The sequence below is a fragment of the Streptomyces sp. NBC_00005 genome, from assembly GCF_045160215.1.
Taxonomy (GTDB): Bacteria; Actinomycetota; Actinomycetes; order Streptomycetales; family Streptomycetaceae; genus Streptomyces.
Genome location: NZ_CP108316.1, coordinates 8,275,590 through 8,299,209, shown reverse-complemented (window position 1 = coordinate 8,299,209; position 23,620 = coordinate 8,275,590). Strand labels below are relative to the sequence as shown.

Genomic DNA, 23,620 nt, shown 5'->3' with positions numbered 1-23,620 from the left:
CCAAAGGGGCGCGGGGCTTGATCGATATGCGGCTCCGCCGCGTGGGCGCGACCACCCACAACTCACCCGCAGTCGCCCGACAGCCTTTCCGGCCCAGCGACGCTTCGGCGCACGACGATGTGAGTACCGAGCAAGTGGTGCCTGCCACCGGCGTGTTCAGGGTCGCGCAGAGCGATACGCACGGCCGCCCGGCCGAGTTCCTCCGCAGGCGTACGAACAGTCGTCAACGGCGGATTGAAGTCCTCGGCGAGCGGAATGTCGTTGTACCCGACGACCGAGATGTCGTCCGGGACGACAAGCCCCGCATCGGCAACAGCGCGCAGCACACCCGCCGCGACCATGTCGTCCCCGGCGACGACGGCGGTGAACTCCCTTGTCTCCTTGAGGAGTTCGCCCATGGCCCGCAGGCCCGCCGCGCGACCGAGGCCACAGTCGACGACCCGCGCGGCCGCCGGGGACAACCCGTACTCGGCAAGCGCGGCCCGATACCCCGCAACCCGTGCATCGAGCGCGGTGTTACCGGGCAACCCGCCGAGGAACACGATCCGGCGATGACCGGCAGACAACAGATGCCCGGTGATCGCACGAGCCCCCGCCTCATTGTCGAACTCGACGACGAGAGCGGGGATCTCGGGATCCGGCGCGGGCCGCCCGCACAACACCAGGCGGGCGCCGGTCGCGTCGAGCGCCTGGGCATAGTGCGCCACGCGCGAGCGATACGCGTCGTCCTCCACCACCCCTCCGACGAGGATCACCAGCCGCGCCCCCTCCTCCCGCATCAGCTGCACGAACTCCATCTCACGCTGCGGATCCCCGCCGGTCGCACCGACCACGCACAGCCACCCCCGGTCGGCGGCCTCGGCCTCCACACCCTCGGCGACCTGGGCGTAGAAGGGACTGGTGACCTGGCGGACCACGACCGCGGCCATCTTGCGACCGCCGCCCACCAGGGCGCGGGCATGCGCGTTGGCGACATAGTCGAGCTCGCGAGCGGCACGCAGGACACGGGCCGCGGTGGCAGGCGGCACCGGATGGTTGCCGCTCAGTGCACGCGAGGCCGTGGCGATGGACACGCCCGCCCGCTCGGCGACCTCCCGGATCGTGACCCGTCCCCTGCCCGCCATGCCGTCTCCCATCCCCCGTGTCCCCTCTGCCACCAGCGGCGGTTCACCTGTTGGCCGCATAGTCCTTCGCGTACTCCTCGGCCATTCTGTCGCCGCCCCGGGCACGCCATTTCTTCACGGTCGCGTCCCACTCCGAAAGGGTCAGCCGGCCCGCGACGATCCCGGTGACGGTGTCGTCGAGCAGCGCCTTCAGGGTCGTGCCCTGGGAGTTGTTCGTGGCGGACTGCAGGCCGAAGGAGGCGTTGCGGATGGCGTGCGGCACCGTTTTCTGCTGCCAGGTGTGCAAGGCCCGTACGGCGTCCGGCAGACCCGGCACGAAGAGCACCTGGGGGCCTTCGGCAAGGTACTTCAACGGCAGGTTGGTGTTGTTCTCGACGTCACCGAGCTTGGTGGGCTCCGGGGAGCCGTCCTTGCCGCGGGTGAAGTGGGTGCCCTCAACACCGTAGTGGACGAGTTCCCACTCCTTGCTGCCGAAGGGGGCGGCGAGGTGGTCGAGGATGCGCAGAAGCAGCTGGATGCGCTCCTTCTTCGCCTTCTTGAGGATGGTGTAGCCGAAGGAGCGGCGGGCGGCGACGATTCCGCCGGGCTCGCCGTCCACGCTGTAGGGCAGCGCCGCGGCCGGGGACAACTTGCCCTGCGACTCGAGGTACTTGGGCAGGTAGGCGCCGAAGCCGTCCTGCATGGAGCCGACGGTGCCGTTGTAGTAGAGGGTGGTCAGGTCGATCTGGGAGACGGACGTGGAGTCGGGGTAGTACGAGCCGGCCTTGCGCAGCCCCGACTGGAAGGCGATGGCGGCCCTGTAACGCTCGTCGGCGTACCCCGGCTCGAACGTGCCGTTCTTGGTGACGGACCAGCCCTGCGGCGCGTTGTGCGCGGCGGAGTGCACGGCGTTGCCGAACAGCGAGCCCTGAGCGGCCCCGAGGGCGTACGTACGACCGCTGGTCGCCTGTTTCGTCACGGCGGCGAAGTCGTCGGACGTCCAGCCCTCCTTCATGCCCGCGTCGCTGAACATGCCCTGGTTGATCCAGAGCGTGGAGCCGGGCAGCGGGCGTTCCAACGGGATGCCGTAGATGCGACCGCCGATACGGCCCATGTCGCGCCAGGCGTGGGTCGGGATGTTGGCCAGGTTGGGGTAGTCGGCGACGGCACTGCCCGACAGGTACGGCGTGAGGTCCTCGGCGCGACGCTGCACGAACTGGGCCTCGCGGGGCAGCACGAACCCGGAGAACAGGTTGATGATGTCCGGCAGCGTGTCGGCGTCCCCGGCCATCACCGTGGCCATCTTCTTCTGGTAGTCGGCCTGGGAGATGATCGTGTACTCGATCTTCACGCCGAGCGCCTTCTCGACGGCGGCCCAGAACCTGTTGGCGGAGGCGGGCTTCGGGGGTGTGCCGAAGGACACCGACATGACCTTGACGGTCGAGCCGTCGCCCGGGGTGCGGGAAACGGACTGGACGAGGTCGGAGGGGTAGGCGGTGTAACCGGCCTGGACTCCGGCCTCGGTGGGGGCCAGGTCCGGCTGGGGACCCTTCGCAGGACGGTAGTCGGGCCAGGGGGCGAGCTTCTTGCCGGCGTTGGAGATGTCGCTGTCGCCGGAGCTGGTGGAGCAGGCGGTCAGCAGGGCGGGGGCGGAGAGTGCTGCGCCGCCCACCGCCATGGAGCGCAGGAGGGTGCGTCGGGACATGCTGGGCATGAGCAGGTCGCCTTTCTACACGCGGCTCTTGATGGACTGTCAGCTTTTGCTGGGCTGTCGGCTCCTACCGGTCTGCCGGCACCGGTTGGAGCTCAGCTCTTGATGGCGCCGGTGAGCACGCCCTTGGTGAAGTACTTCTGCAGGAAGGGATAGACGATCAGGATCGGCACGGTGGCGATCACCAGGACCGCCATCTGCACGGTCTGCGGTGCGGTGACCGTGCCCTCGCCTGTGGTCGCGTCGGTGAGCCCGGAACCGGCCACCACATAGGTGCGCAGGACCTGTTGGAGGGGCCAGTGGTCGCTCTCCAGGTAGAGCGAGGCATAGAACCAGGAGTTCCAGTACGCCACCGCGTAGAAGAGGCCGACGACGGCCGACGCGGCCTTGGACAGCGGCAGGACAACCGACCACAGCACCCGCCAGTCCCCCGCACCGTCCAGCCGTGCGGCCTCGTACAACTCCTCGGGGATGCCCTGGAAGAAGCCGCGCAGGACGACCAGGTTGAAGACGTTCACGAGCACCGGGAGGATCAGCGATCCGTAGTTGTCCAGCAGACCCAGCTCCTTGACCAGCAGGAAGCTCGGGATCATGCCGGGCGGGAAGAGGAACGTGAACAGGACGAGCAGCAGCACCGGTTTGCCGCCGAAGACGCCGGGGCGGGAGAGGGCGTAGGCGAGGGTCACTGTGCAGGCAAGGCTGAGCAGGGTGCCGATGATCGTGACGCCGGCGCTGACGCCGAGGGCGTGGGTGACGATGCCGCCGTCGAGGATGTCCCGGTAGGCCTTCAGGGACGGGTCGGTGGGCCACAGGACCCAGCCGCCGCCCGCCACGACCTCGTCGGTGGAGGCGAGGGAGGTCGAGACGATCACCAGGAACGGCACACAGACCAGGAGCACGACGGCGGCGAGCGCGACGGCCTTCCCCGCCTGGGTGACGGGCCTCGGCTTCTCCATCCAGCCGGGCCGGGCATGGGCGCTCATCGGTAGACCCCCTGTTCACCGAGGCGGTGGGCGACCTTGTTCGCGGCGTAGACGAGGAGTGCGCCGACGACGCCCTTGAACAGGCCCGCGGCCGCGGCGAATCCGTAGTCGCCGCCGACGATGCCCTGGTAGTAGACGAAGGTGTCGATGACCTCGGAGGCCTCCGGGCCGACCGCGTCGCGCTGGAGCAGCATCTGCTCGAAGCCAACGGACAGGATGTCACCGAGCCGCATGATGAGCAGCAGCACGATCACCGGGCGGATGGCCGGCAGGGTGACGTGCCAGAAGCGGCGCCAGGGGCCCGCACCGTCGATCGCGGCGGCCTCGTACTGCTGCTCGTCGACCTGCGCCAGCGCGGCGAGGAAGATGATCGTGCCCCAGCCGGCGTCCTTCCAGATCACCTGGGCGACGACGAGCGGCTTGAAGGCGTCCGGGTTGCCGATGATGTCGACGGTGTGCAGACCCATGCCGCCGAGTGAGGAGTTGAGCAGTCCGGTGTCGCCGAGCAGCTGCTGGAAAAGGGCGACAACGATCACCCACGAGATGAAGTGCGGCAGATACACCACCGACTGCACGAAGCGGCGGACGCTGCTCCAGGTGAGGCTGTGCAGGAGCAGGGCGAGGGCGAGCGGCACCGGGAAGTAGAAGACGAGCTGGAGGGCCGCGATCCAGAGGGTGTTGAGGACGGCGGACCAGAACTCCCCGTCCTGGAACATCCGTTGGAAGTTGCCGAGGCCCACCCAGGGGCTGCCCCAGAGGCCGTCGAAGGGCACGTACTCCTTGAACGCGATGACGTTGCCGGCCAGGGCGCCGTAGTGGAACAGGAGGAAGTAGGCGAGGCCGGGGAGCATGAGCAGGGCGAGGGTGCGTGAACTGCGGCTCTGAAAACCTTTTCGTCGCGGACGGTCGTCGTCGGGTCGACGACGTGCCGCCCTCACCTCCCCTGTACCTGCGTGTTCCCGTAGTACAGCGGCCACGGGTCCCCCTCATGTCTCGAAGTCGGAGTGAGGGGAAGTTAAAACGTTTTCAGTTGACGGTCAACAGCCCTGACAGAAAAGGCTTTCCGCCTCTGGCTTCCGCCATCTGTCAGGGCTGTCGGTTCAGCTGTCGGTCCAGGTGTCAGGACACCTGTCGGTTCAGCCGCGGCCGCGTCGTGCCAGCGCCACCGCTCCGCCGCCGGCGACGAGCAGGGCGACCGCCCCGCCCGCGATGTACGGCGTCATGGAGCTGCCGCCGGTCTCGGCGAGATTGGTACCCGCACTCTGGGCCTTGGTGTCACTGGTGGCGCTGGTGCCGGTGGCGTCACCGGGGTCACCCGTCGGGTCCGCGCTCGCGCCCGTCTGGCCGGCCGCCGCCTTCGGCGCCTCGCAGGTCGCCTTCGCAAGGGTCACGGTGCCCTTGACGTCGGCCACGTTGAGCTTCAACGGGTTGACGGACACATTGAGTTCGAGCGCGGTGGCCGCTGCCGCGCGCGACGTGGTCTCGGTCTTCGACAGGGCGAGGGTCACGTCGCCGACGGCGGGGACCTTGACCTCGGTCGTGCCGCCGGCCTTGAGGGTGACCTTCTTGCCGAGGACGGTCACCGAGCCGAGCACGTTCGAGTCGGCGACCGGCTTCTGGCCGGCCTCGCAGGTCGCCTTCGAGGTGACCTGCTCGACCTCGACGAGGGACAGCAGGGGCAGACCGGGGACGTGGACCTTCGCGTGGACGAGGTTGGTGTAGCCCTCGGCCTTCGTGGCGGTGACGGTCGCCTTCGACTTCGCCACGTCCGCGCTCAGGACGCTGAAGGGCTTTCCGCCGTTCACGCCGTCCAGGTTGGCGGTCAGCGCGGTCTTTTCGGCGCTGTTCGGCGCCTCGACCTGGTTGAGGGAGACCGCGAGGGGGACGTTCACGGTCTTGTTGAGCAGGGACACGTTGAGCCCGGTGCGCAGGACGACGGCGCTCGCGCGACCCCCGTCGGTGGTCGCGTGGGCGGAACCCGCGCCGACCAGGACCGCGGGACCGGCGGCCAGGGCCGCTGCCGTCGCGACGGTGGCGAGGCGGCGTGCGGGCACGCGGAAGTTGTTGCCGTTCAAGGTTTGGGGACTCCTTGTAGGGAGAACAAGTTGGGACGCGCCAAGAATTACGCACCAAGAGTGAACTGGTGGCACTCCACCATCACTTCACCCCAACGTGTGTTTCCCGTGTACGTATTCGAATCCTGCGGCACAGATGTCCACTTTCCGACCGCAGAATCGCAAGCCAACTCAGGGCTTCCGCAAGGCTTTCTCAACGCCGCCCTTGCTACACCGGCGCACGAGACGGCGCGCACCGCGTCAACTAGCCGACAACCCGCCCGTTCAGCACTACCCGCCGCGGGGTCGCCAACACACGTGCGTCGATACGCGGATCGTCCTCGTACACCACGAGGTCCGCCGCCGCGCCCTCCTCCAGCCCCGGGCGCCCGAGCCACGTCCGCGCGCCCCATGTCGTCGCCGTCAGCGCCTCGATGGTCGGGATGCCCGCGGTGACCAGTTCGGCGACCTCGCCGGCCACCAGCCCGTGGGCGAGGTGACCGCCCGCGTCGGTGCCGACGTACACCGGGATCCCGGCGTCGTAGGCGTTGCGGACGGTGTCGTAACGGCGTTCGTGCAGGCGGCGCATGTGAGCCGACCACTGCGGGAACCTGGCCTCGCCGCCCTCCGCGAGCCGGGGGAAGGTCGCGATGTTGACGAGGGTCGGGACGATCGCGACGCCCCGCTCGGCGAAGAGCGGGATCAGGTCGTCCGTCAGGCCCGTCGCGTGCTCGATGCAGTCGATGCCCGCCTCCACCAGGTCCCGCAGGGAACTCTCGGCGAAGCAGTGGGCGGTGACGCGGGCCCCCAGGCGGTGGGCCTCGGCGATGGCCGCCTCGACGGCGTCCCGCGGCCAACTGGGCGCCAGGTCGCCGAGGTCGCGGTCGATCCAGTCGCCGACCAGCTTCACCCAGCCGTCGCCGCGGCGGGCCTCCTGGGCGACGTACGCGACCAGCTCGTCCGGCTCGATCTCCCAGGCGTAGTCCCGCATGTAGCGACGGGTGCGGGCGATGTGCCGCCCGGCCCTGATGATCTTCGGGAGGTCCTCGCGGTCGTCGATCCAGCGGGTGTCGGAGGGCGAGCCCGCGTCGCGGATGAGGAGGGTGCCCGCCTCGCGGTCGGTCAGCGCCTGCTTCTCGGCGACGTCCTGCTCGACGGGGCCGTGCGGGCCGAGGCCCACATGGCAGTGGGCGTCCACCAGGCCGGGCAGGGCCCAGCCTTCGACCGTGCGCGTGTCGCGGGCGTGGGCCGGGCGGTCGTAGGAGATGCGGCCGTCGACCACCCACAGCTCGTCGCGGACGTCATCGGGGCCGACGAGGACCCGCCCTTTTACGTGCAGCACCGCCTGATCGCTCATGTACTGCACGATATGCGCTGCGCGGGAAGGGCCGTTCGTCGGCTGCGGTCGCATCGTGGCTGGTCGCGCCCACGCGGCCAAGCCGCATGTCGATACCCCCGCGCACCTACGGGGCGCGGCCCTGGTCCTCCTCCACTTCGGCCATCGCGGGGTCCAGGAGCCGGGACAGGAAGTGGCGGGTGCGTTCGTGGCTCGGGGCGGTGATGACCTGGGCCGGCGGGCCGTCCTCGACGATCACGCCGCCGTCCATGAAGACGACCCGGTCGGCGACCTCGCGCGCGAAGGTCATCTCGTGGGTGACGACCATCATCGTCATGCCCTCGCGCGCCAGCATCCGCATGACGGCGAGTACGTCCCCCACCAGCTCCGGGTCGAGCGCCGAGGTCGGCTCGTCGAACAGCATCACCTCGGGGCCCATCGACAGCGATCGCGCGATCGCCACGCGCTGCTGCTGGCCGCCGGAGAGGGAGGCGGGGTAGGCGTCCGCCTTCTCCGACAGGCCCACCCGCTCCAGGTTCTCGGCGGCCACCCTGGCGGCCGCCGCCTTGTCCCGCCCGAGCACCCGGCGCTGCGGCAGCGTGAGGTTCTCGGTCACCGTGAGGTGCGGGAAGAGGTTGAACTGCTGGAAGACCATGCCGATACGGCGGCGTACGGCGTCGATGTCGACGTCGGGGTCGGTGAGTTCGGTGCCGCCCACGAAGACCTGACCCTTGGTGGGTTGTTCGAGGAGGTTCACGCAGCGCAGCAGCGTCGACTTGCCCGAGCCGGACGGACCGATGACGCACACGACCTCGCCCTGGTCGATCTCCAGGTCGATGCCGCGCAGGACCTCGTTGTCGCCGAACGACTTGTGCAGACCGCGTACTTGGATCTCCGGGCCGGCCGTAGGAGGTTTCTCGGTCATTTGACGGCCTCCTGGGCCTTCGCCTCCATACGGCGTACGACGAAGCCGAGCGGGATCGTGACCAGCAGGTAGCACAGGCCGGCGACCAGGATCGGTGTGGAGTTGGCGGTCGTACTGGCCAGGTCGCGGCCGTACTTGGACAGTTCGCGTTCCTCCAGGGTGACGCCCAGGAACAGGACGAGGGAGGAGTCCTTGAAGAGGAGGACGAGTTCGTTGGTGAGGGGAGGGAGGATGATCCTGAACGCCTGCGGGACGATGATCGAGATCATGGCGCGGGCGGGCGAGAAGCCCAGTGAACGGGCCGCCTCCATCTGCCCCTTGGGCACCGCCTGGATGCCCGCGCGGATCGTCTCGGCCATGTAGGCGGCGGCGACCAGGCCGAGCGCGAGGGCCACCTTGCCGTACGTGCCGCCGACGATCTCCGTGCCGGGGAAGGCCAGTGGGACGGCGACCCCGATGAAGATGAAGATCAGCAGTGCGGGCAGGCCACGGAAGATCTCGATGTAGATGCCGGCCAGCCAGCGGTAGGGGCCGACGGACGACAGCCGCATCAGCGCGATCACCATGCCGAGCGCCAGTCCGACGACGAAGCCGGACAGGGTGTAGAGCACGGTGTTCTTCAGCGCCAGTGTGATGACGTCCGGGAACATCTGCCGGGCGATGCTCCACTGGGCGAACTGGTTCTTCAGCCGCCCCCAGTCGGCCGAGACCGCGAAGGCGATCACGGCGGCGACGAAGACGACGTACTGCGCGCCGCGCGAGACGCTGCGCTTCTGACTCCGGGTCAGTCCCTTTTTGCGAGGCTGGAGTTGTACGCCCGTGGGGGTCATGACGCGGAGGGCGACGCGGCCGACTGGTCGTACGGGCCGATCCACTTCTCGTACAGCTTCTTGTACGTGCCGTCGGCCTTCGCGTCCTTGATCGCCTTGTTGATGGCGTCGCGGAGCTCGGTGTTGCCCTTCTTCACCGTGAAGCCGTACTGCTCACCGGTGTTGATGTTGCCGGCGAGCTTGAAGGCGTCGGCGTTGGCCTTGGTCTTCAGCCAGCCCTGGACGACCGGGTAGTCGATGATGACGGCCTTGACCTGGCCGGCGCGCAGGCCGTTGAGGACCGCGTCGGAGGACTCGAAGGAGACCGGGTCGAAGCCCTGCTTCTTGGCGTAGTCCTCGCCGGTGGTCTGCGCCTGGGCGCCGAGCTTGACCTTCTTGGCCTTCGCGTCGGCGAGCGAGGTGATGCTGCTGTTCTTGTCGACCAGGAGCGCCTGGGTGGCGTCGAAGTACGGGTCGGAGAAGTCGACGTTCTTCTTGCGTTCGGCGGTGATGGTCATGCCGGCCGCGGCCAGGTCGCACTCCCCGGAGTTGAGGAAGGCGCCAGTCTTGAAGTTCTCGAAGGGCGTGTCGAGGATCTGCTGCTTCACGCCGAGGTCCTTGGCCACGAGGTCGATCAACGACACGTCGAAGCCCTGCACCTTCCCGTCGATCTCCGACTGGAAGGGCGGATACGGCAGGTGCGTGCACGTGGTGAGCTGTCCCGCCTTGACGAGCTCGACGCCACCGGCGGCCGTCTTGCTCCCGCTGCCGCCGTTGTCGGTGGACGTGCAGGCGGCCACGAGCACCAGCCCGGCCGTCGCTGTGGTGGCGGCCAGAATGCGGGTCCGGCGCCCGGAGAACGTCTTCACGGGTGGCCTCCTGTGTGGGAACTGTGGGTTCCGATTATAAGGAGAAGTTTGGGTCTCTCAAATCAAACCGATGGTTGCGGGGCTGTCCGGCCTAAGAAGTCGCAAGTGGAGGGAGGGTCACGAGGGGCGGATACCCTCGACCGAGTCGACCACTCCTGAACCTTCTTGAACGAAGAGAGCACCGCCGTGACCCATCCCTTCCTCGATCTGCCCCCGTTGAGCGCCGCGCACTTCGCCTCGATCGAGGACCGCGTGGCGCGGCTGCTCGGCACCGAGCAGGACGTCGTGATCATGCAGGGCGAGGCACTGCTGCCGCTGGAGGGGGCGATCCGCGGGACCGCCGGGCCGGGGACCGTCGCGCTGAACGTGATCACGGGTCCGTACGGGCAGACCTTCGGGAACTGGCTGCGGGACTGCGGGGCCACGGTGATCGACCTCGCCGTGCCCTTCCACACGGCCGTCACCGCCGAGCAGATCCGGGCCGCGTTCGCCGAGCATCCCGAGATCGACTTCGTGTCGCTGGTGCATGCGGAGGCGGCGACCGGCAACACCAATCCGGTCGCGGAGATCGGGGAGGTCGTGCGGGACCAGGGGGCGCTGTTCTATCTGGACGCCGTCGCCTCGATCGGGGCGGAGCCCGTGCTGCCGGACGCGTGGGGCGTGGACCTGTGCGTCATCGGGGCACAGAAGGCGATGGGCGGGCCGGCGGGAGTGTCCGCGGTGTCGGTGAGCGAGCGGGCGTGGGCGCGGATGGCGGGGAACGCGGGGGCGCCGCGGCGGTCGTATCTCTCGCTGCTGGACTGGAAGGAGCGGTGGGTCGACGGCGGGCGGAAGGTACTGCTGCATGCGCCGGCGCAGCTGGAGATGCTGGCGCTCGAGGCGTGTGTCGAGCGGATCGAGACGCTCGGGCCGGCAGCCGTGATGGCTCGGCATGCGGCGGCCGCGGCGGCGACTCGGGCCGGAGCGGTGGCCTTGGGCGGCGGGCTGGAGCCGTATGTCCACGACGCCCGGGAGGCGGCGCCGGTCGCTACGACTCTGCGGGCACCGGCGGGTGTTGACGCGTCGGAGTTGGTGGCGCGGGCGCTGTCGTCGGACCCCGCGTTGCCGCTGGCGGCGGGCGGGGGTGCGCTGGCCAAGGAGATGATTCGGGTCAATCACTACGGGGTCGACGCGACGGTGGGTGTGGTGCAGGGGTGCCTGGCGGCGCTGGGTGCCGCGCTGGCGGAGAGGGGGCTGACGGTGGATCCGGAAGGGGCCCGGCGGGCGGCGGAGGACAACTGGCGGTAGCCACCGCCCGGCACAACGGCCACGCGGACATCCTTCGAGAACGCATCGACGGAGTAACCGGCGCCTAATTCAGGGCATAAACTCAGGGTGTAATTCTGAATTCAATTCGGCGCAGCTTCCCGTATTCTTCTGCCCGCTTTTCCCCGACCTAAACGCAAAGATTCTGCGAACGTCAACCGGGGGAATTCGGACAGATCTCGTGGGGGTTACATGCTTGTGACGCGTTACACATCGCGGTTGATTTGCCCCCTATTTTCCGGATAATACCTGCGCTATCGCCCTGGATCCGTGCGGCCGCCCGCGCCCGCGCGATAACACAGGGCCCGGTCGTTCGTAACCCTCACCGACGATGCAATTTTGAATTTCGCTCGGTAAATTCAATTCGCATGACTGCCGCGCAAGCAGATCTGCACATCGACCGTCCGCAGGTCTCGGACGGAACCGCGTTGTGGCGGATTGCCAAGGACTCGAAGGCCCTCGACCTGAACTCGTCGTACAGCTATCTCCTGTGGTGTCGCGACTTCGCCGCCACCTCGGCGGTGGCCCGCGACGGACGCGGGGAGCCGGTCGGCTTCGTCACCGGGTACGTGCGGCCGGACCGTCCACGCACCCTGCTCGTCTGGCAGGTCGCGGTGGACGAGGCGTTCCGCGGTCGCGGGCTCGCCGGGGCGCTGCTCGACGGGGTGGTCGCGCGGGCCGGAGCCGCACACCGGATCACCGCCGTGGAGACCACCATCACGCCGGGCAACACCGGCTCCGAGCGCCTGTTCAGCTCGTTCGCCGAGCGGCACGGTGCCCTCGTGGAGCGCGAGGTGCTGTTCGACGCGGGCCTGTTCCCGGACGGACCGCACGACCCCGAGGTCCTGTACCGCATCGGTCCCCTCTCCCTCTGACCGCCCCACTGACGACCCCCACGCACTCCCCCCACGCAACAACGAGGAGCGATTCGTCGTGACCATCACCCAGCCCGACCTCAGCGTCTTCGAGACACTCGAGTCCGAGGTGCGCAGCTACTGCCGCGGCTGGCCCACCGTCTTCGACCGTGCGCAGGGCAGCCGCATGTACGACGAGGACGGCCACGAGTACCTGGACTTCTTCGCCGGGGCGGGCTCGCTCAACTACGGGCACAACAACCCCGTCCTGAAACGGGCGTTGATCGACTACCTGGAGCGGGACGGCGTCACGCACGGGCTCGACATGTCGACCACCGCCAAGCGCGCCTTCCTGGAGTCCTTCCAGAACCTGGTGCTGCGGCCGCGCGACCTGCCGTACAAGGTCATGTTCCCGGGCCCCACGGGCACGAACGCCGTGGAGTCGGCCCTGAAGCTGGCACGGAAGGTGAAGGGGCGCGAGGCCATCGTGTCGTTCACCAACGCCTTCCACGGGATGTCGCTCGGTTCGCTCGCCGTGACCGGCAACGCCTTCAAGCGGGCCGGCGCCGGGATTCCGCTGGTGCACGGCACGCCGATGCCGTTCGACAACTACTTCGACGGCCAGGTCCCGGACTTCCTGTGGTTCGAGCGGCTTCTCGAGGACCAGGGCTCCGGGCTCAACAAGCCCGCGGCCGTGATCGTCGAGACCGTGCAGGGCGAGGGCGGCATCAACGTCGCGCGCCCTCAGTGGCTGCGGGCGCTGTCCGAGCTGTGCGAGCGCCAGGACATGCTGCTCATCGTCGACGACATCCAGATGGGCTGCGGCCGCACCGGTGCCTTCTTCTCCTTCGAGGAGGCCGGCATCACGCCCGACATCGTCACCGTGTCCAAGTCGATCAGCGGCTACGGACTGCCCATGTCTCTGTGCCTGTTCAAGCCCGAGCTGGACATCTGGGAGCCGGGCGAGCACAACGGCACCTTCCGCGGCAACAACCCCGCCTTCGTCACCGCCACCGCCGCCCTGGAGGCGTACTGGGCGGACGGGTCCGCGATGGAGAAGCAGACCCGGAAGCGCGGCGAGCAGGTCGAGCAGGCCTTCGTCGCCATCACCGAGGAGAACCTCGCCGACGTCAAGGAGTACCGCGGCCGCGGCCTCGTGTGGGGCCTGGAGTTCCACGACAAGGAGCGCGCGAACCGGGTGGCGCGGCGCGCCTTCGAACTCGGGCTGCTCATCGAGACGTCGGGCCCGGAGGGCGAGGTCGTCAAGCTCCTCCCGGCGCTCACCATCACGGCCGAGGAGATGGACGAGGGACTCAGCATCCTCGCCCGCGCCGTACGCGAAACCAACTGACCAAAGGAGTAGTGCAGCACCGTGATCGTCCGTTCGTTCAAGGACATCGAAGGCACCGACCGGCATGTGAAGGCCGCGTCCGGGACGTGGGAGAGCAAACGCATCGTCCTCGCCAAGGAGAGGGTCGGCTTCTCCGTGCACGAGACGATTCTGTACGCGGGTACGGAGACGTCGATGTGGTACGCGAACCACATCGAGGCCGTCGTGTGCGTCGAGGGCGAGGCCGAGCTCACCGACGACGAGACCGGGCAGAAGTACACGATCACGCCCGGCACCATGTACCTCCTCGACGGGCACGAGCGGCACACGATGCGGATCAAGGAGGACTTCCGCTGCATCTGTGTCTTCAACCCGCCCGTGACCGGACGGGAGGACCACGACGAGAACGGCGTCTACCCGCTGCTCACCGAACCCGAGGAGGTGTGACATCACATGACCACCGTCACTGATCTCTACCCCAGCCGCGCCGCCACCGAGGTGACGGTCCCGCGCCAGGACCCCGTCGCCTGGGGCGCCCCCGGCGATCCCGGGCCGATCTCGGTGGGCGAGCTCCAGGCGTACGAGCGCGACGGCTTCCTGCCCGTCGAGCAGCTCATCGCCGACGACGAAGTCGCCGTCTACCACCAGGAGTTGGAGCGACTGATCGCCGATCCGGCGATCCGGGCCGACGAGCGGTCGATCATCGAGCCGAAGTCCAGGGAGATCCGCTCCGTCTTCGAGGTGCACCGGATCAGCGAGGTGTTCGCGAGGCTGGTGCGCGACGAGCGCGTCGTGGGCCGGGCGCGTCAGATCCTCGGCTCGGACGTGTACGTCCACCAGTCGCGGATCAACGTCAAGCCGGGCTTCGGGGCCAGCGGCTTCTACTGGCACTCGGACTTCGAGACCTGGCACGCCGAGGACGGTCTGCCGAACATGCGCACGGTGTCCGTCTCGATCGCGCTGACCGAGAACTACGACACCAACGGCGGCCTCATGATCATGCCGGGGTCGCACCGGACGTTCCTCGGGTGCGCGGGAGCGACGCCCGAGGACAACTACAAGCAGTCGCTGCAGATGCAGGACGCGGGCACGCCGTCGGACGAGGCGCTGACCAAGATGGCGAGCGAGTACGGCATCAAGCTCTTCACGGGCAGGGCCGGTTCGGCGACCTGGTTCGACTGCAACTGCATGCACGGCTCCGGCGACAACATCACGCCGTTCCCGCGCAGCAACGTCTTCATCGTGTTCAACAGCGTGGAGAACGAGGCCGTCGAGCCGTTCGCGGCGCCCATCCGGCGACCGGAGTTCATCGGAGCGCGGGACTTCACCCCGGTGAAGTGAGCAGGGACTGAGGGAGCGGGCGGCGTCACAGCCAGGACAGTGACGCCGCCCGCTCCAGTACGTTCCTGGCGGCGTCCTCGTCTCCCGCGGTGCGGCGCGGCACTTCCTCGGGGGTGTGTCGGCCTCCGACCAGGAGGCAGAACGCGATCGGGTCCAGGGCGAGTTCGGCCCGTACCGGATCGTCCTGCGAGCCCAGCACCCACTGTTCGTAGCCGTCGACGGCGAACAGCACCGGCGGCGCGGTGGGCCCGAGAGCCAGGCCGAGGATGCGGACGGCCAGCCGGACCAGCTGCCCCAGGTGCACGGCGGGCGGCGGCGGGACGGCGAGGCCCAGGGCGCGGCCGATGTCGTCGGTGTGGATCCACGCCTCGAAGGCGCGCACCACGAAGTGGTCGGCGACGGGCAGCCGTACACCCATCAACATCGTTGCCCGGGCGGCCCGTTCGGGATCGTGGGCCTCGGGCGCGGCGAGCAGGGCGGCGGCCTGCGCGGCCCAGTCGGCGACCGTCTCCTCGGGCATACGGCCGTGCTCGTGCGCGATGACGTCGGCGGTACGGCGGTTCCAGGCGTCCTCCCAGCGCGCGTCCTGCGCCACCGGGGAGGCCGGTACGCGTGCCGCGATGCCGAGCCGCCCGGCGAGCGACTCGTCGGCGGCGAGCAGGTGGGCGACGGTCGCGTGCACGTCCCAGTCGTGCACGACCGGCGTGCCCCAGCGGCCCTCCGCCTCGGGCAGCAGCGCCCTGAGCCCGGCGACGGCGGCGGCATAGGGGGCGGCGTGCGCGGCGACCCGGGGTGCGGCGGGGCGGGCCCGCAGGGCGGCGGACGGGGCGCCGGGGGTGGAGCGCGCGGCCGTGCCGTTGCCTCCCGGTCCGTCGAGCAGTCGTACGGTCTCGCGCAGGCGTTCCGCCTCCGCCGCGCAGCTCTCGCACTCGGCGAGGTGCCCGGGCACCGCTCGTTCCTCGGCCGGCGGGAGGGCGCCGAAGGCCCAGGCGGCCAGCAGGTCGCGTACACCGTCGTGGTCGTTGCTCACCGGACGCCTCCTTCCGCTGCCGGACACCCCGCAGCACACCCTGTCGCCATCATGCGCCCCTTTCCAGCGCGGGGTCGGGCGGGTCGGTCAAATCCGTTAAAGAAGCTGCCAAGGTACGTAAAGCCGTGCGCAACCGCGTCTTGGCGGTGCCCTCGGGGATGCCCAGCTCGACGGCGGCCTGCCGGTAGCTGCGGCCCGCGAAGTAGGCGAGATGCACCACCTCCCGCTGGGGCTGCGGGAGTTCGGCGAGGGCCGAGTGCAGGAGGAGGGAGCGTTCGCGGTCGACGACCGTCTCGTCCGGGCCGGGAGAGGCGTCCGGGATGGCGTGCAGCGCGGAGTCGTCGGCGCGCGCGTCCTTGCGGTGCCGGGCCTCGCTGCGCACCCAGTCCACGGCCCGCCGGTGGGCGAGCATGGACAGCCAGGTGCGCAGCGAACCCCGCTCCGCGTCGAAGGCGTACGGCCTGCTCCACAGCTGGGCGAAGACCTCCTGCGCCACGTCCTCGGCGGCGCCCGGACTGCGGGTGACCCGCACGGCGACCCGCCGCACCAGAGCCCCGTACGCCCCGTACACCTCGGCCAGCGCGGACTCGTCCCCGTACACCAGCCGCCGGTGCAGCTCCGCGTCGGCGGGCTGCTGTACGGAGGTACTGCCCGTGGACTCCACGTGCCCTTCCTAGCGTCCCCACAGGAACCGCGCCAGTGCTTCGGAGAAGACCGGCAGGACGCACGCCGGCCGTTCAGGCGGACAGGACGTCCAACAGGCGGTCGACATCGGCGGGCGTGTTGTACAGGTGGAAGGCCGCGCGCAGGTTGCCCGCGCGGTCGGAGACCTCGACCCCGGCGCCGCTCAACTCGCCCTGGCGGCGGCCGAGTCCGGGTACGGAGACGATCGGTGAGCCCGGGGACGGGACGGGCTCGTGGCCGAGGGAGGCCAGGCCCGCGCGGAAGCGGTCGGAGAGGGCGAGGTCGTGGGCGCGTACGGCGTCCGTGCCGAGTTCCTCCAGGAGTTCGAGGGAGCGGCGGGCGCCGGCGTAGGAGAAGAGTGCGGGGCTCTCGTCGAACCGCCGTGCGGAGTGGGCGAGTTCGTCGATGGGGCCGTAGCACGCGTCCCAGGGTCGCTCCCCCGCCACCCAGCCGGCGAACAGCGGGGTGAGTCCGCCGAGGTCCTCCGGAACGACCAGGAAGGCCACGCCGCGCGGGCAGACGAGCCACTTGAAGGCGACGCAGGCGCAGTAGTCGTAGGCGTCCGCGTCGAGGTCCAGCCATCCGGCGGCCTGGGACGCGTCGATGTACGTACGCGACCCGTGCTCGCGCGCCGCCTCCCGGATCGCGGGCAGGTCGGCGACGCGCCCGTCGGCGGACTGTGCGGCGCTGACCGCGACCAGGGCGGTGCCGGGCCGCACGGACTCGGCGATCCGCTCCAGCGGCACGCTGCGCACCTTGAGGTCGGAGCGGACGTGGAAGGGGTTGACGACGGAGCTGAAGTCGCCCTCGGCGGTGAGGACTTCGGCGCCCTCGGGGAGCGAGGCGGCGATCAGTCCGCTGTAGACGGCGACCGAGGCACCGGCCGCCACCCGGCGCTCGGGGACCGAGGCGAGCCGCGCAAAGGAGGCACGGCTCGCCTCGACGTCGCCGAACATGTCGGTCGGAGCACCCGCGGCCGCGGCCTCCACGGCGGTGCGCATGGCGGCCACGGTGCGCGCCGGTACCAGCCCGGTGCTCGCGGTGTTCAGGTAGGTGTTCTTCGGGGCGAACTCGGCACGGACGAGGCTCTCGAAGGTCTCCATGAGTCCACTGTGGGCCCGGGCGAAGTCATAGTCCATTGACGATTTTTACGTGGTTCCACTAAGGAACGCTTATACGTCCGCCCCGACCTGCGCGCTTTGTCAGTGCTGCGGAACCGCGCACCCGTCGGGACCGCACGCCTCAGCGCCACCCTCGTCGATCAGCTTCAGCGGCGAGCGCTCGCCCCACGCCTGGGTCAGCGCCTGCGTGAAGACCTCGGCGGGCTGTGCGCCGGAGATGCCGAACTTGCGGTCGAGCACGAAGAACGGCACGCCGTTCGCGCCGAGCTCGGCGGCCTCGCGCTCGTCGGCGCGGACCTCGTCGGCGTACGCGGTCGGGTCGGCGAGCACCTTGCGGGCGTCCTCGGCGTCCAGACCGGCCGCGACGGCGAGCTCCACCAGTCGCTCCTCGCCCTCGCTGAAGACGGACCGCTCCTCGGCGAAGTTCGCCTTGTACAGGCCCTGGATCAGCTCGTCCTGCTTGCCCTGCTCCTTGGCGAGGTGCAGCAGGCGGTGCATGTCGAAGGTGCTGCCGTGGTCGCGGTCCCGGGTGCGGTACTCCAGGCCCTCGGCGGCGGCCTGCGCGCCCAGGTTCTCCTCGCCGGCCTGCGCCTGCGCCTCGCTCATGCCGTACTTCTTGGTGAGCATCCTGATCACCGGCTGGACGTCGCCCTTGGCGCGGCCCGGGTCCAGCTCGAAGGAGCGGTGCACGACCTCGACCTGGTCACGGTGCGGGAAGGAGTCGAGCGCCTTCTCGAAGCGGGCCTTGCCCACGTAGCACCAGGGGCAGGCGATGTCCGACCAGATCTCGACCTTCATGTTCTGGCTCTCTCCAGCTCGTACGGGTACGGAGGCACCCTCCGCCGAGTAGCTGAACGTTCAAGCAGCGAGGTTCATTCCCCGGTCACCGCATACCGCAGGAAGAGGTGGTGGTCACCTTCGGCGGGCGGGTTCTCCGGGTCCGGGACCCAGCCCAGGCGGGCGTAGAAGGCCTGGGCGCGCTCGTTGTCGGCGTGCACGTCGAGGACGGCTGTGCGCCTGCCGTCAGCGCGCCACTGCTCGACGCAGGCGGCGTGCAGGGCCGTACCGACGCCGGAGCGCCACTGGTCGGGGGCGACGTGGAACTGGAACAGCTTGACCGTTTCCGCGGGGGCGCCCTCGGGGGTGCGGAAGGAGGCGATGGCGACGAGACGGGCGTCGCGCACCGCACACAGCACATGGCCCTCGGGCCGCCCGATGGCCTCGCTCCAGCGGGCCGGCCAGTCGTGGCCGTCGTCCGGCAGACCGTCCGGATAGTAGGTGGCACGGGCCCGCACGTGCAGCGCGGCGACGGCCGCGGCCTCGGCCGGCAGGGCGGTTCTGATCACCAGGGAGTCGACGGTCCGGTGCGCTCTGATCATGCAGCGGAGGACGTGCCCACGACCTCCTCGGTTCCCAGCCGGGTGAACTGCGCCCGGTAGGCGCTCGGCGTCAGACCGGTCCGGCGGATCACATGGGCGCGCAGCGAGTCGGCCGTGCCGAGACCGCAGGCGCGGGCCACCTGGTCCATGGGCAGGGTGGTGGTCTCCAGGAGTTCCCTGGCGCGCTCGATGCGCTGGTGCAGCAGCCACTGCAAGGGGCTGACCCCGCTCTCGGCGTGGAAGCGGCGGGTCAGCGTCCGTACCGAGATCCCCGCGTGACGGGCCAGGTCGGTGAGGGTGAGCGGCTTGTCGAGGTTGCGCATGGCCCAGCCGCGGGTGTCGGAGCAGGCGTGGCCGCGCTCGGGCGGCAGCGGGGTGTGGGTGAACTGGGTCTGGCCGCCGGGCCGTACGGGGGCGACCAGGGCGAGACGGGCGACCTCGTTGGCGACGGCGGCGCCGTAGTCGGTGCGGATGACGTGCAGGCACAGGTCGATGCCGGCGGCGTAGCCGGACGCCGTGACGTACGGGCCGTCCTGGACGTAGAGCACGTCTCCCTGGAGGTCGATCTGCGGGTACCTCCTGCGCAGTTCCTCGGCGTGTGCCCAGTACGTCGTGGCCCTGCGGCCCTGCAGCAGGCCCGCCTCGGCGAGCTGGAAGGCGCCCGTGCACAGGGACGCGATCCGCTTGCCGGCGTCGGCCGCCTCACGGACGGCGGCCACGATCCGCGGGTCCGGCTCGTAGGGTGCTCCGGTGCCGGCGACGACCACCGTGTCCGCCTCCCGCACGGCCTCGAGCCCGTCGCGTACGTACAGGTCGAGCCCTCCGCTGGTGGGGACCGGCCCCGCCTCGGCGGCGCAGATGACCACCTCGTAGCCCGGCCGTCCGTCGATGTCGACCTTGCCGAACAGCATCTCGGGGATGGCGAGGTTGAACATCGAGACGGGCGAGGGCGCGATCACGGCGACGCGGTGCGGGACGGGTCCCTCGGACATGGCCAGAACCTCCGGGTGCGTGGCATTCAGGCCACTACTGTACGACGGCGGAGGTCCGCACCATGGGCACATGACGACGAACCAGAGCCTCGAGGGCGATCAACTCGCCCCTGCCGAGCGCGGGTTGGAGCCCAAGAAGCCCTCTCCCGCGCTCACTCTCACCGCCGCCCTGCTCGGCTTCGCGCTGATCGGCCTCGACGCCTCCGTGGTGAACGTGGCCCTGCCCTCGATCGGCCATGCGCTGGGCGGCGGGATGTCCGGCCTTCAGTGGGTGGTGGACGCCTACACGCTCTCCTTCGCCGCGCTGATGCTGTCCACCGGGGCCTTCTCGGACCGGGCCGGGGCGAGCCGCGCCTACGCGCTCGGCATCACCGTGTTCACCCTCGCCTCGGTGGCCTGCGGGCTGGCCCCGAACCTGCCCGCGCTGATCGCCGCCCGGGTGGCGCAGGGCGTGGCCGCGGCCGTCGTGCTGCCGGCCTCGCTGGCGCTCGTACGGCAGGCGTACGGGGATCCGGCGCGGCGGGCCCGCGCGGTGGCCGCGTGGGCGGCGGGCGGTTCGGTGGCGGTGGCGCTGGGCCCGGTGGCGGGCGGTGCGCTGACCACGGTGTGGGACTGGCGCGGGATCTTCTTCGTCAACATCCCGCTGGGGGCAGTGGCACTGGCGCTGCTGGTGCGGGCCCCGCGCTCGCAGCGACTTCCGGCACCGCTGGACCTGCCGGGCCAGGTGACGGCGGCGGTGACGCTCACGGCCCTGGCGTTCGCGGTGATCGAGGGCGGCACGACGGGGGTGGTGGCACTGGTGGTGGCCGTCGTGGCGGGCGGGGTCTTTCTCCGCGTCGAGGCCCGGCAGCCCCATCCGGTCGTCCCCCTCGGCCTGTTCCGCAGCCGCACCGTGACCGCCGCGGTAGCGGCGGGCGCCGCGGTCAGCGTGGCCTTCTACGGCGTGGTCTTCGTCTTCTCGCTCTACTTCCAGCAGGTCCAGGGCCTGTCCGCGCTGGCCGCCGGGCTGATGTTCCTGCCGATGACCGGCCTGATCGCGGTGACCAACGTGGTGGCGGGCAAGCTCGCGGGACGCTACGGAGCGCGGCTGCCGATGCTGGTCGGGCAGGTTCTGGCCGTCGGCGGACTGCTCGTCCTGCTGTACGTCGACGCCGGCACGCCTCCGGTTGTGGTGGCCCTGCTCCTGGTCCCGCTGGCACTGGGCTGCGCGCTGACGGTGCCGCCGCTGACGGCCGCGATGATGGAGGCCGTACCGGCCGAGCGGGCGGGCCTTGCGGCCGGGGTGCTCAACGCCGCGCGGCAGGTGGCGGGCGGCCTGGGGATCGCCGTGTTCGGAACGCTGGTCTCCGGCGGGTTCGCCGACGGGATGCGGTGGAGCCTGGTGATCAGCGCGGGGTTGCTCGCGGTGACGGCCGCGGCGACTTCACGGTTGCGGTAGGTGCTGGGGGCTCCGCCCCCAGACCCCCGTTCGGCCTGAACGGCCTCGTCCTCAAAGTCCCCCAGAGGGGGTGCCCCCGGACGGGCTGACATGCCTCAGCTGCCGTCTCTCAGGTCCTTGGGCCAGTTGGGGCGGAACTCGATGTGGTCGTAGGTCACCACACACCCCGCCCCCATCGGCGACTGCGTCATGAAGCCGATCAGGGCATCACCGGTCTCCTTCTCCCCGCCCAGCGTGAACAGCCGGATGAAGGTCCAGCGTTCGCCGTCGCGGGAAGCGTGGAAGGCGAAGGCACGTCCGGTGCGGCTCACCCGGAGCCACACCGAACTGCCGTCCACGCTGAAGGAGTTGGCGTCGTCGGAGTGCCCCCGGGTGACCACCGTGCACACGGTGGGTACGTCCGGGGACAGCTCCAGGCAGAGCTTGGCCCAGGCCCGCTCACCGACATGGACGTACAACACCCCGGCATCGAAGGCCCCGGCGAACCCGACCGTGACGCGGGCGATCAGCTGAAAGTCCCCTTCGGGCGCCCCGAGCAGCCGGGGCGCGTCGGAGGCTGGCTCCAACGCCTCCCCGGTGGGCGGCACGAACCGGTCCTGCCGGGGCCCGGCCCATCCGGTGAGCACTCCGTCCTCGTGGGACCAGTTGCCCTCGGGGCCATAAGTACGGAGGGGGAAGGGCAGTTCGGGAAGTTTCACGTCCATCGCCAGAGTGTCTCAGGTCACGATGTTCGCCGGGTGCCCGAGGTGTTCAGCGTTCGAGACGCCCGTTGAACCGACGAGGCAGCCCCAGCGGGTTGTCGTCCCGCAGCTCGGGCGGCAGCAGCGCCTCGGGGGCGTTCTGGTACGCCACCGGCCGCATCCACCGCTCGATGGCCGTGCCGCCGACGGACGTCGACGTCGAGGTGGTCGCCGGGTACGGGCCGCCGTGCTGCTGGGCCGGAGCGACCGCGACACCCGTCGGCCATCCGTTCACGAGCACACGGCCCGCCAGCGGGGTCAGCTCGGCCAGGATCTCCGCGCCACGGCCCTCGCCGGCCGCCTCCTCCGTCGACAGGTGGACCGTCGCGGTGAGGTTGCCCGGCAGCCGGGACAGCACTCCCTGCACCTCGGCGTCGTCCTCGTAGCGGGCCACCACGGTGACCGGCCCGAAGCACTCCTCCAGGAGCAGGTCGTACGCCCCCTCGCTGGTCAGCTTGTCCGCCGACACCGTCAGGAAGCCCGCGCTCACCGTGTGCTCGCTGCCCGCGCCCGGGGTCACCGGGGAGTCCACGTCGGGGAGTTCGGCACGCTCGGCGACACCGGCGATGAAGTTGTCGCGCATGCGGTGGTCCAGCAGGACCCCCGCCTCGGTGTCGCTGACCGCGTCCGTCAGGGACTTCAGCAGCCGGTCGCCCGACGCACCGGCCGGGGCGAGAACCAGCCCCGGCTTCACGCAGAACTGCCCGACGCCCAGGGTCATCGAACCGGCGAGCCCCGTGCCGATCGCCTCCCCGCGCTCCGCGGCCGCGGCCTCGGTGACGACGACCGGGTTCAGGGAGCCCAGCTCGCCGTGGAACGGGATCGGCACCGGACGCGCGGCGGCCGCGTCGAAGAGGGCACGGCCGCCCCGTACGGAACCGGTGAAGCCGGCCGCCGAGACCAGGGGGTGCTTGACGAGCTCGACGCCCGCCTCGAAGCCGTGGACCAGGCCGATGACGCCCTCGGGGATGCCGTGCGCGGCGGCGGCCCGGCGCAGCACCTTGGCGACCAGCTCGGACAGGGCCGGGTGGTCGGGGTGGGCCTTGACGACGACCGGGCAGCCCGCGCCCAGCGCGCTCGCGGTGTCGCCGCCGGCGACCGAGAAGGCGAAGGGGAAGTTGGAGGCCGAGTAGACGGCCACGACGCCGAGCGGCACCTTGTGGCGGCGCAGGTCCGGGATCGGCGGGGTCGCCGTGTCGTCCGGGTGGTTGATGATCACGTCGAGGAAGGCGCCCTCGTCGACGATGTCCGCGAAGGAGCGCAACTGGTAGCAGGTGCGGGCGAGTTCGCCGGTGAGGCGGACCGGGCCGAGCGCGGTCTCGGCGTCGGCGGTCTCGACCAGCCAGTCCTTCGCGGCCTCGAGCTGCTCGGCGGCGGTGCGCAGGAATGCCGAGCGGACCGCGCGGTCGGCGAGAGAGCCGCGCGCTGCGTGTGCGGCACGGACGGCGGTGTCCACCTCCTGGGCTGTGGCCTCCACCGCAACCTGTTCGCGCTGCTTCCCGGTTCGGGGGTCGACACTCCAGACTGGTGCTGCTGCCACCGCGGGTCCCTCCACGTATGTCTTGCGCTGTAATGCCGCAGTATCTGGGTCATCCACCAGGGTCGTTCGATATACT

Annotated in this window: 23 protein-coding genes; 6 read left to right on the top strand and 17 right to left on the bottom strand. The window is 70.2% G+C overall.

From position 1 onward, the window contains the following. Window positions 1–62 precede the first annotated feature (62 nt). From OG303_RS37920 to OG303_RS37880, 9 genes are all read right to left on the bottom strand, one after another. Entirely contained in the window at window positions 63–1,124 is a 1,062-nt protein-coding gene (locus tag OG303_RS37920) for a LacI family DNA-binding transcriptional regulator (RefSeq protein WP_405874249.1), read from the bottom strand. A 43-nt stretch (window positions 1,125–1,167) separates the two neighbouring features. After that, complete coding sequence (locus OG303_RS37915; protein WP_405874247.1) at window positions 1,168–2,817, bottom strand: sugar ABC transporter substrate-binding protein; 1,650 nt, start codon at window positions 2,815–2,817, stop codon at window positions 1,168–1,170. A gap of 92 nt (window positions 2,818–2,909) precedes the next feature. Next, a complete protein-coding gene (locus OG303_RS37910; protein WP_405874246.1) occupies window positions 2,910–3,797 on the bottom strand; it encodes a carbohydrate ABC transporter permease in 888 nt (295 codons plus the stop codon). Next, window positions 3,794–4,648: an ABC transporter permease gene (locus tag OG303_RS37905; RefSeq protein ID WP_405874244.1), complete on the bottom strand. Its 855-nt coding sequence runs from the start codon at window positions 4,646–4,648 to the stop codon at window positions 3,794–3,796. The genes OG303_RS37910 and OG303_RS37905 overlap by 4 nt, the downstream gene beginning before the upstream one ends. Window positions 4,649–4,933: 285 nt before the next feature. Further along, window positions 4,934–5,872: an SCO1860 family LAETG-anchored protein gene (locus tag OG303_RS37900; protein WP_405874242.1), complete on the bottom strand. Its 939-nt coding sequence runs from the start codon at window positions 5,870–5,872 to the stop codon at window positions 4,934–4,936. Between the two features lie 244 nt (window positions 5,873–6,116). Continuing rightward, the gene (locus tag OG303_RS37895; protein ID WP_405874241.1) at window positions 6,117–7,208 is read right to left on the bottom strand and encodes an amidohydrolase family protein; all 1,092 of its coding nucleotides are present in this window, start codon (window positions 7,206–7,208) and stop codon (window positions 6,117–6,119) included. A 106-nt stretch (window positions 7,209–7,314) separates the two neighbouring features. Continuing rightward, window positions 7,315–8,112, bottom strand: coding sequence for an amino acid ABC transporter ATP-binding protein (locus tag OG303_RS37890; RefSeq protein WP_405874239.1), 798 nt, complete (start codon window positions 8,110–8,112; stop codon window positions 7,315–7,317). Next, window positions 8,109–8,942, bottom strand: a complete 834-nt coding sequence (locus OG303_RS37885; RefSeq protein ID WP_405874237.1) for an amino acid ABC transporter permease — start codon at window positions 8,940–8,942, stop codon at window positions 8,109–8,111. Before OG303_RS37885 ends, OG303_RS37890 begins: the two co-directional genes overlap by 4 nt. After that, window positions 8,939–9,790 (bottom strand): transporter substrate-binding domain-containing protein, encoded by an 852-nt coding sequence (locus OG303_RS37880; RefSeq protein WP_405874236.1) that lies wholly within the window; start codon window positions 9,788–9,790, stop codon window positions 8,939–8,941. The genes OG303_RS37885 and OG303_RS37880 overlap by 4 nt, the downstream gene beginning before the upstream one ends. A 186-nt stretch (window positions 9,791–9,976) precedes the next feature. Here OG303_RS37880 and OG303_RS37875 point away from each other — a divergent pair, with 186 nt between their 5' ends. The 5 genes from OG303_RS37875 (at window position 9,977) to thpD (ending at window position 14,620) form a co-directional block, all read left to right on the top strand. Beyond that, a complete protein-coding gene (locus tag OG303_RS37875; RefSeq protein ID WP_405874234.1) occupies window positions 9,977–11,077 on the top strand; it encodes a pyridoxal-phosphate-dependent aminotransferase family protein in 1,101 nt (366 codons plus the stop codon). 386 nt (window positions 11,078–11,463) lie between these two features. Then, the gene (gene ectA, locus OG303_RS37870; RefSeq protein ID WP_405874233.1) at window positions 11,464–11,970 is read left to right on the top strand and encodes a diaminobutyrate acetyltransferase; all 507 of its coding nucleotides are present in this window, start codon (window positions 11,464–11,466) and stop codon (window positions 11,968–11,970) included. 58 nt (window positions 11,971–12,028) lie between these two features. Continuing rightward, the gene (gene ectB / locus OG303_RS37865) at window positions 12,029–13,300 is read left to right on the top strand and encodes a diaminobutyrate--2-oxoglutarate transaminase (RefSeq protein WP_405874231.1); all 1,272 of its coding nucleotides are present in this window, start codon (window positions 12,029–12,031) and stop codon (window positions 13,298–13,300) included. A gap of 21 nt (window positions 13,301–13,321) precedes the next feature. Beyond that, window positions 13,322–13,726: an ectoine synthase gene (locus OG303_RS37860; protein WP_405874230.1), complete on the top strand. Its 405-nt coding sequence runs from the start codon at window positions 13,322–13,324 to the stop codon at window positions 13,724–13,726. Between the two features lie 6 nt (window positions 13,727–13,732). Then, a complete protein-coding gene (thpD, locus tag OG303_RS37855) occupies window positions 13,733–14,620 on the top strand; it encodes an ectoine hydroxylase (protein ID WP_405874229.1) in 888 nt (295 codons plus the stop codon). A gap of 25 nt (window positions 14,621–14,645) precedes the next feature. On the opposite strand, the gene OG303_RS37850 is transcribed toward thpD, so the two are convergent. The 6 genes from OG303_RS37850 to OG303_RS37825 all read right to left on the bottom strand — a co-directional run bounded on the left by OG303_RS37850 (window position 14,646) and on the right by OG303_RS37825 (window position 19,826). Continuing rightward, the gene (locus tag OG303_RS37850) at window positions 14,646–15,650 is read right to left on the bottom strand and encodes a maleylpyruvate isomerase family mycothiol-dependent enzyme (RefSeq protein ID WP_405874228.1); all 1,005 of its coding nucleotides are present in this window, start codon (window positions 15,648–15,650) and stop codon (window positions 14,646–14,648) included. Between the two features lie 49 nt (window positions 15,651–15,699). Then, window positions 15,700–16,314 carry an RNA polymerase sigma factor gene (locus tag OG303_RS37845; protein WP_405874227.1) on the bottom strand — a complete coding sequence of 205 codons (615 nt, stop codon included), beginning with the start codon at window positions 16,312–16,314 and terminating at the stop codon, window positions 15,700–15,702. Between the two features lie 73 nt (window positions 16,315–16,387). Then, window positions 16,388–17,437 (bottom strand): aminotransferase class V-fold PLP-dependent enzyme, encoded by a 1,050-nt coding sequence (locus OG303_RS37840; RefSeq protein ID WP_405874226.1) that lies wholly within the window; start codon window positions 17,435–17,437, stop codon window positions 16,388–16,390. A gap of 99 nt (window positions 17,438–17,536) precedes the next feature. Beyond that, entirely contained in the window at window positions 17,537–18,253 is a 717-nt protein-coding gene (locus OG303_RS37835) for a DsbA family oxidoreductase (protein ID WP_405874225.1), read from the bottom strand. Between the two features lie 74 nt (window positions 18,254–18,327). Next, window positions 18,328–18,834 (bottom strand): GNAT family N-acetyltransferase, encoded by a 507-nt coding sequence (locus OG303_RS37830; protein WP_405874223.1) that lies wholly within the window; start codon window positions 18,832–18,834, stop codon window positions 18,328–18,330. Then, window positions 18,831–19,826 carry a GlxA family transcriptional regulator gene (locus tag OG303_RS37825; RefSeq protein WP_405874222.1) on the bottom strand — a complete coding sequence of 332 codons (996 nt, stop codon included), beginning with the start codon at window positions 19,824–19,826 and terminating at the stop codon, window positions 18,831–18,833. The genes OG303_RS37830 and OG303_RS37825 overlap by 4 nt, the downstream gene beginning before the upstream one ends. Window positions 19,827–19,896: 70 nt before the next feature. Between OG303_RS37825 and OG303_RS37820 the strand changes: the two genes are divergently transcribed. Continuing rightward, a complete protein-coding gene (locus tag OG303_RS37820) occupies window positions 19,897–21,264 on the top strand; it encodes an MFS transporter (protein WP_405874220.1) in 1,368 nt (455 codons plus the stop codon). Window positions 21,265–21,359: 95 nt separating this feature from the next. Here the strand turns inward: OG303_RS37820 and OG303_RS37815 are convergent, their stop codons facing one another. Together OG303_RS37815 and OG303_RS37810 are read right to left on the bottom strand one after the other, a co-directional pair. Further along, entirely contained in the window at window positions 21,360–21,968 is a 609-nt protein-coding gene (locus tag OG303_RS37815; RefSeq protein ID WP_405874219.1) for a DUF1349 domain-containing protein, read from the bottom strand. Window positions 21,969–22,014: 46 nt separating this feature from the next. Further along, complete coding sequence (locus OG303_RS37810) at window positions 22,015–23,544, bottom strand: aldehyde dehydrogenase (NADP(+)) (protein ID WP_405874217.1); 1,530 nt, start codon at window positions 23,542–23,544, stop codon at window positions 22,015–22,017. Between the last annotated feature and the right edge of the window lie 76 nt (window positions 23,545–23,620).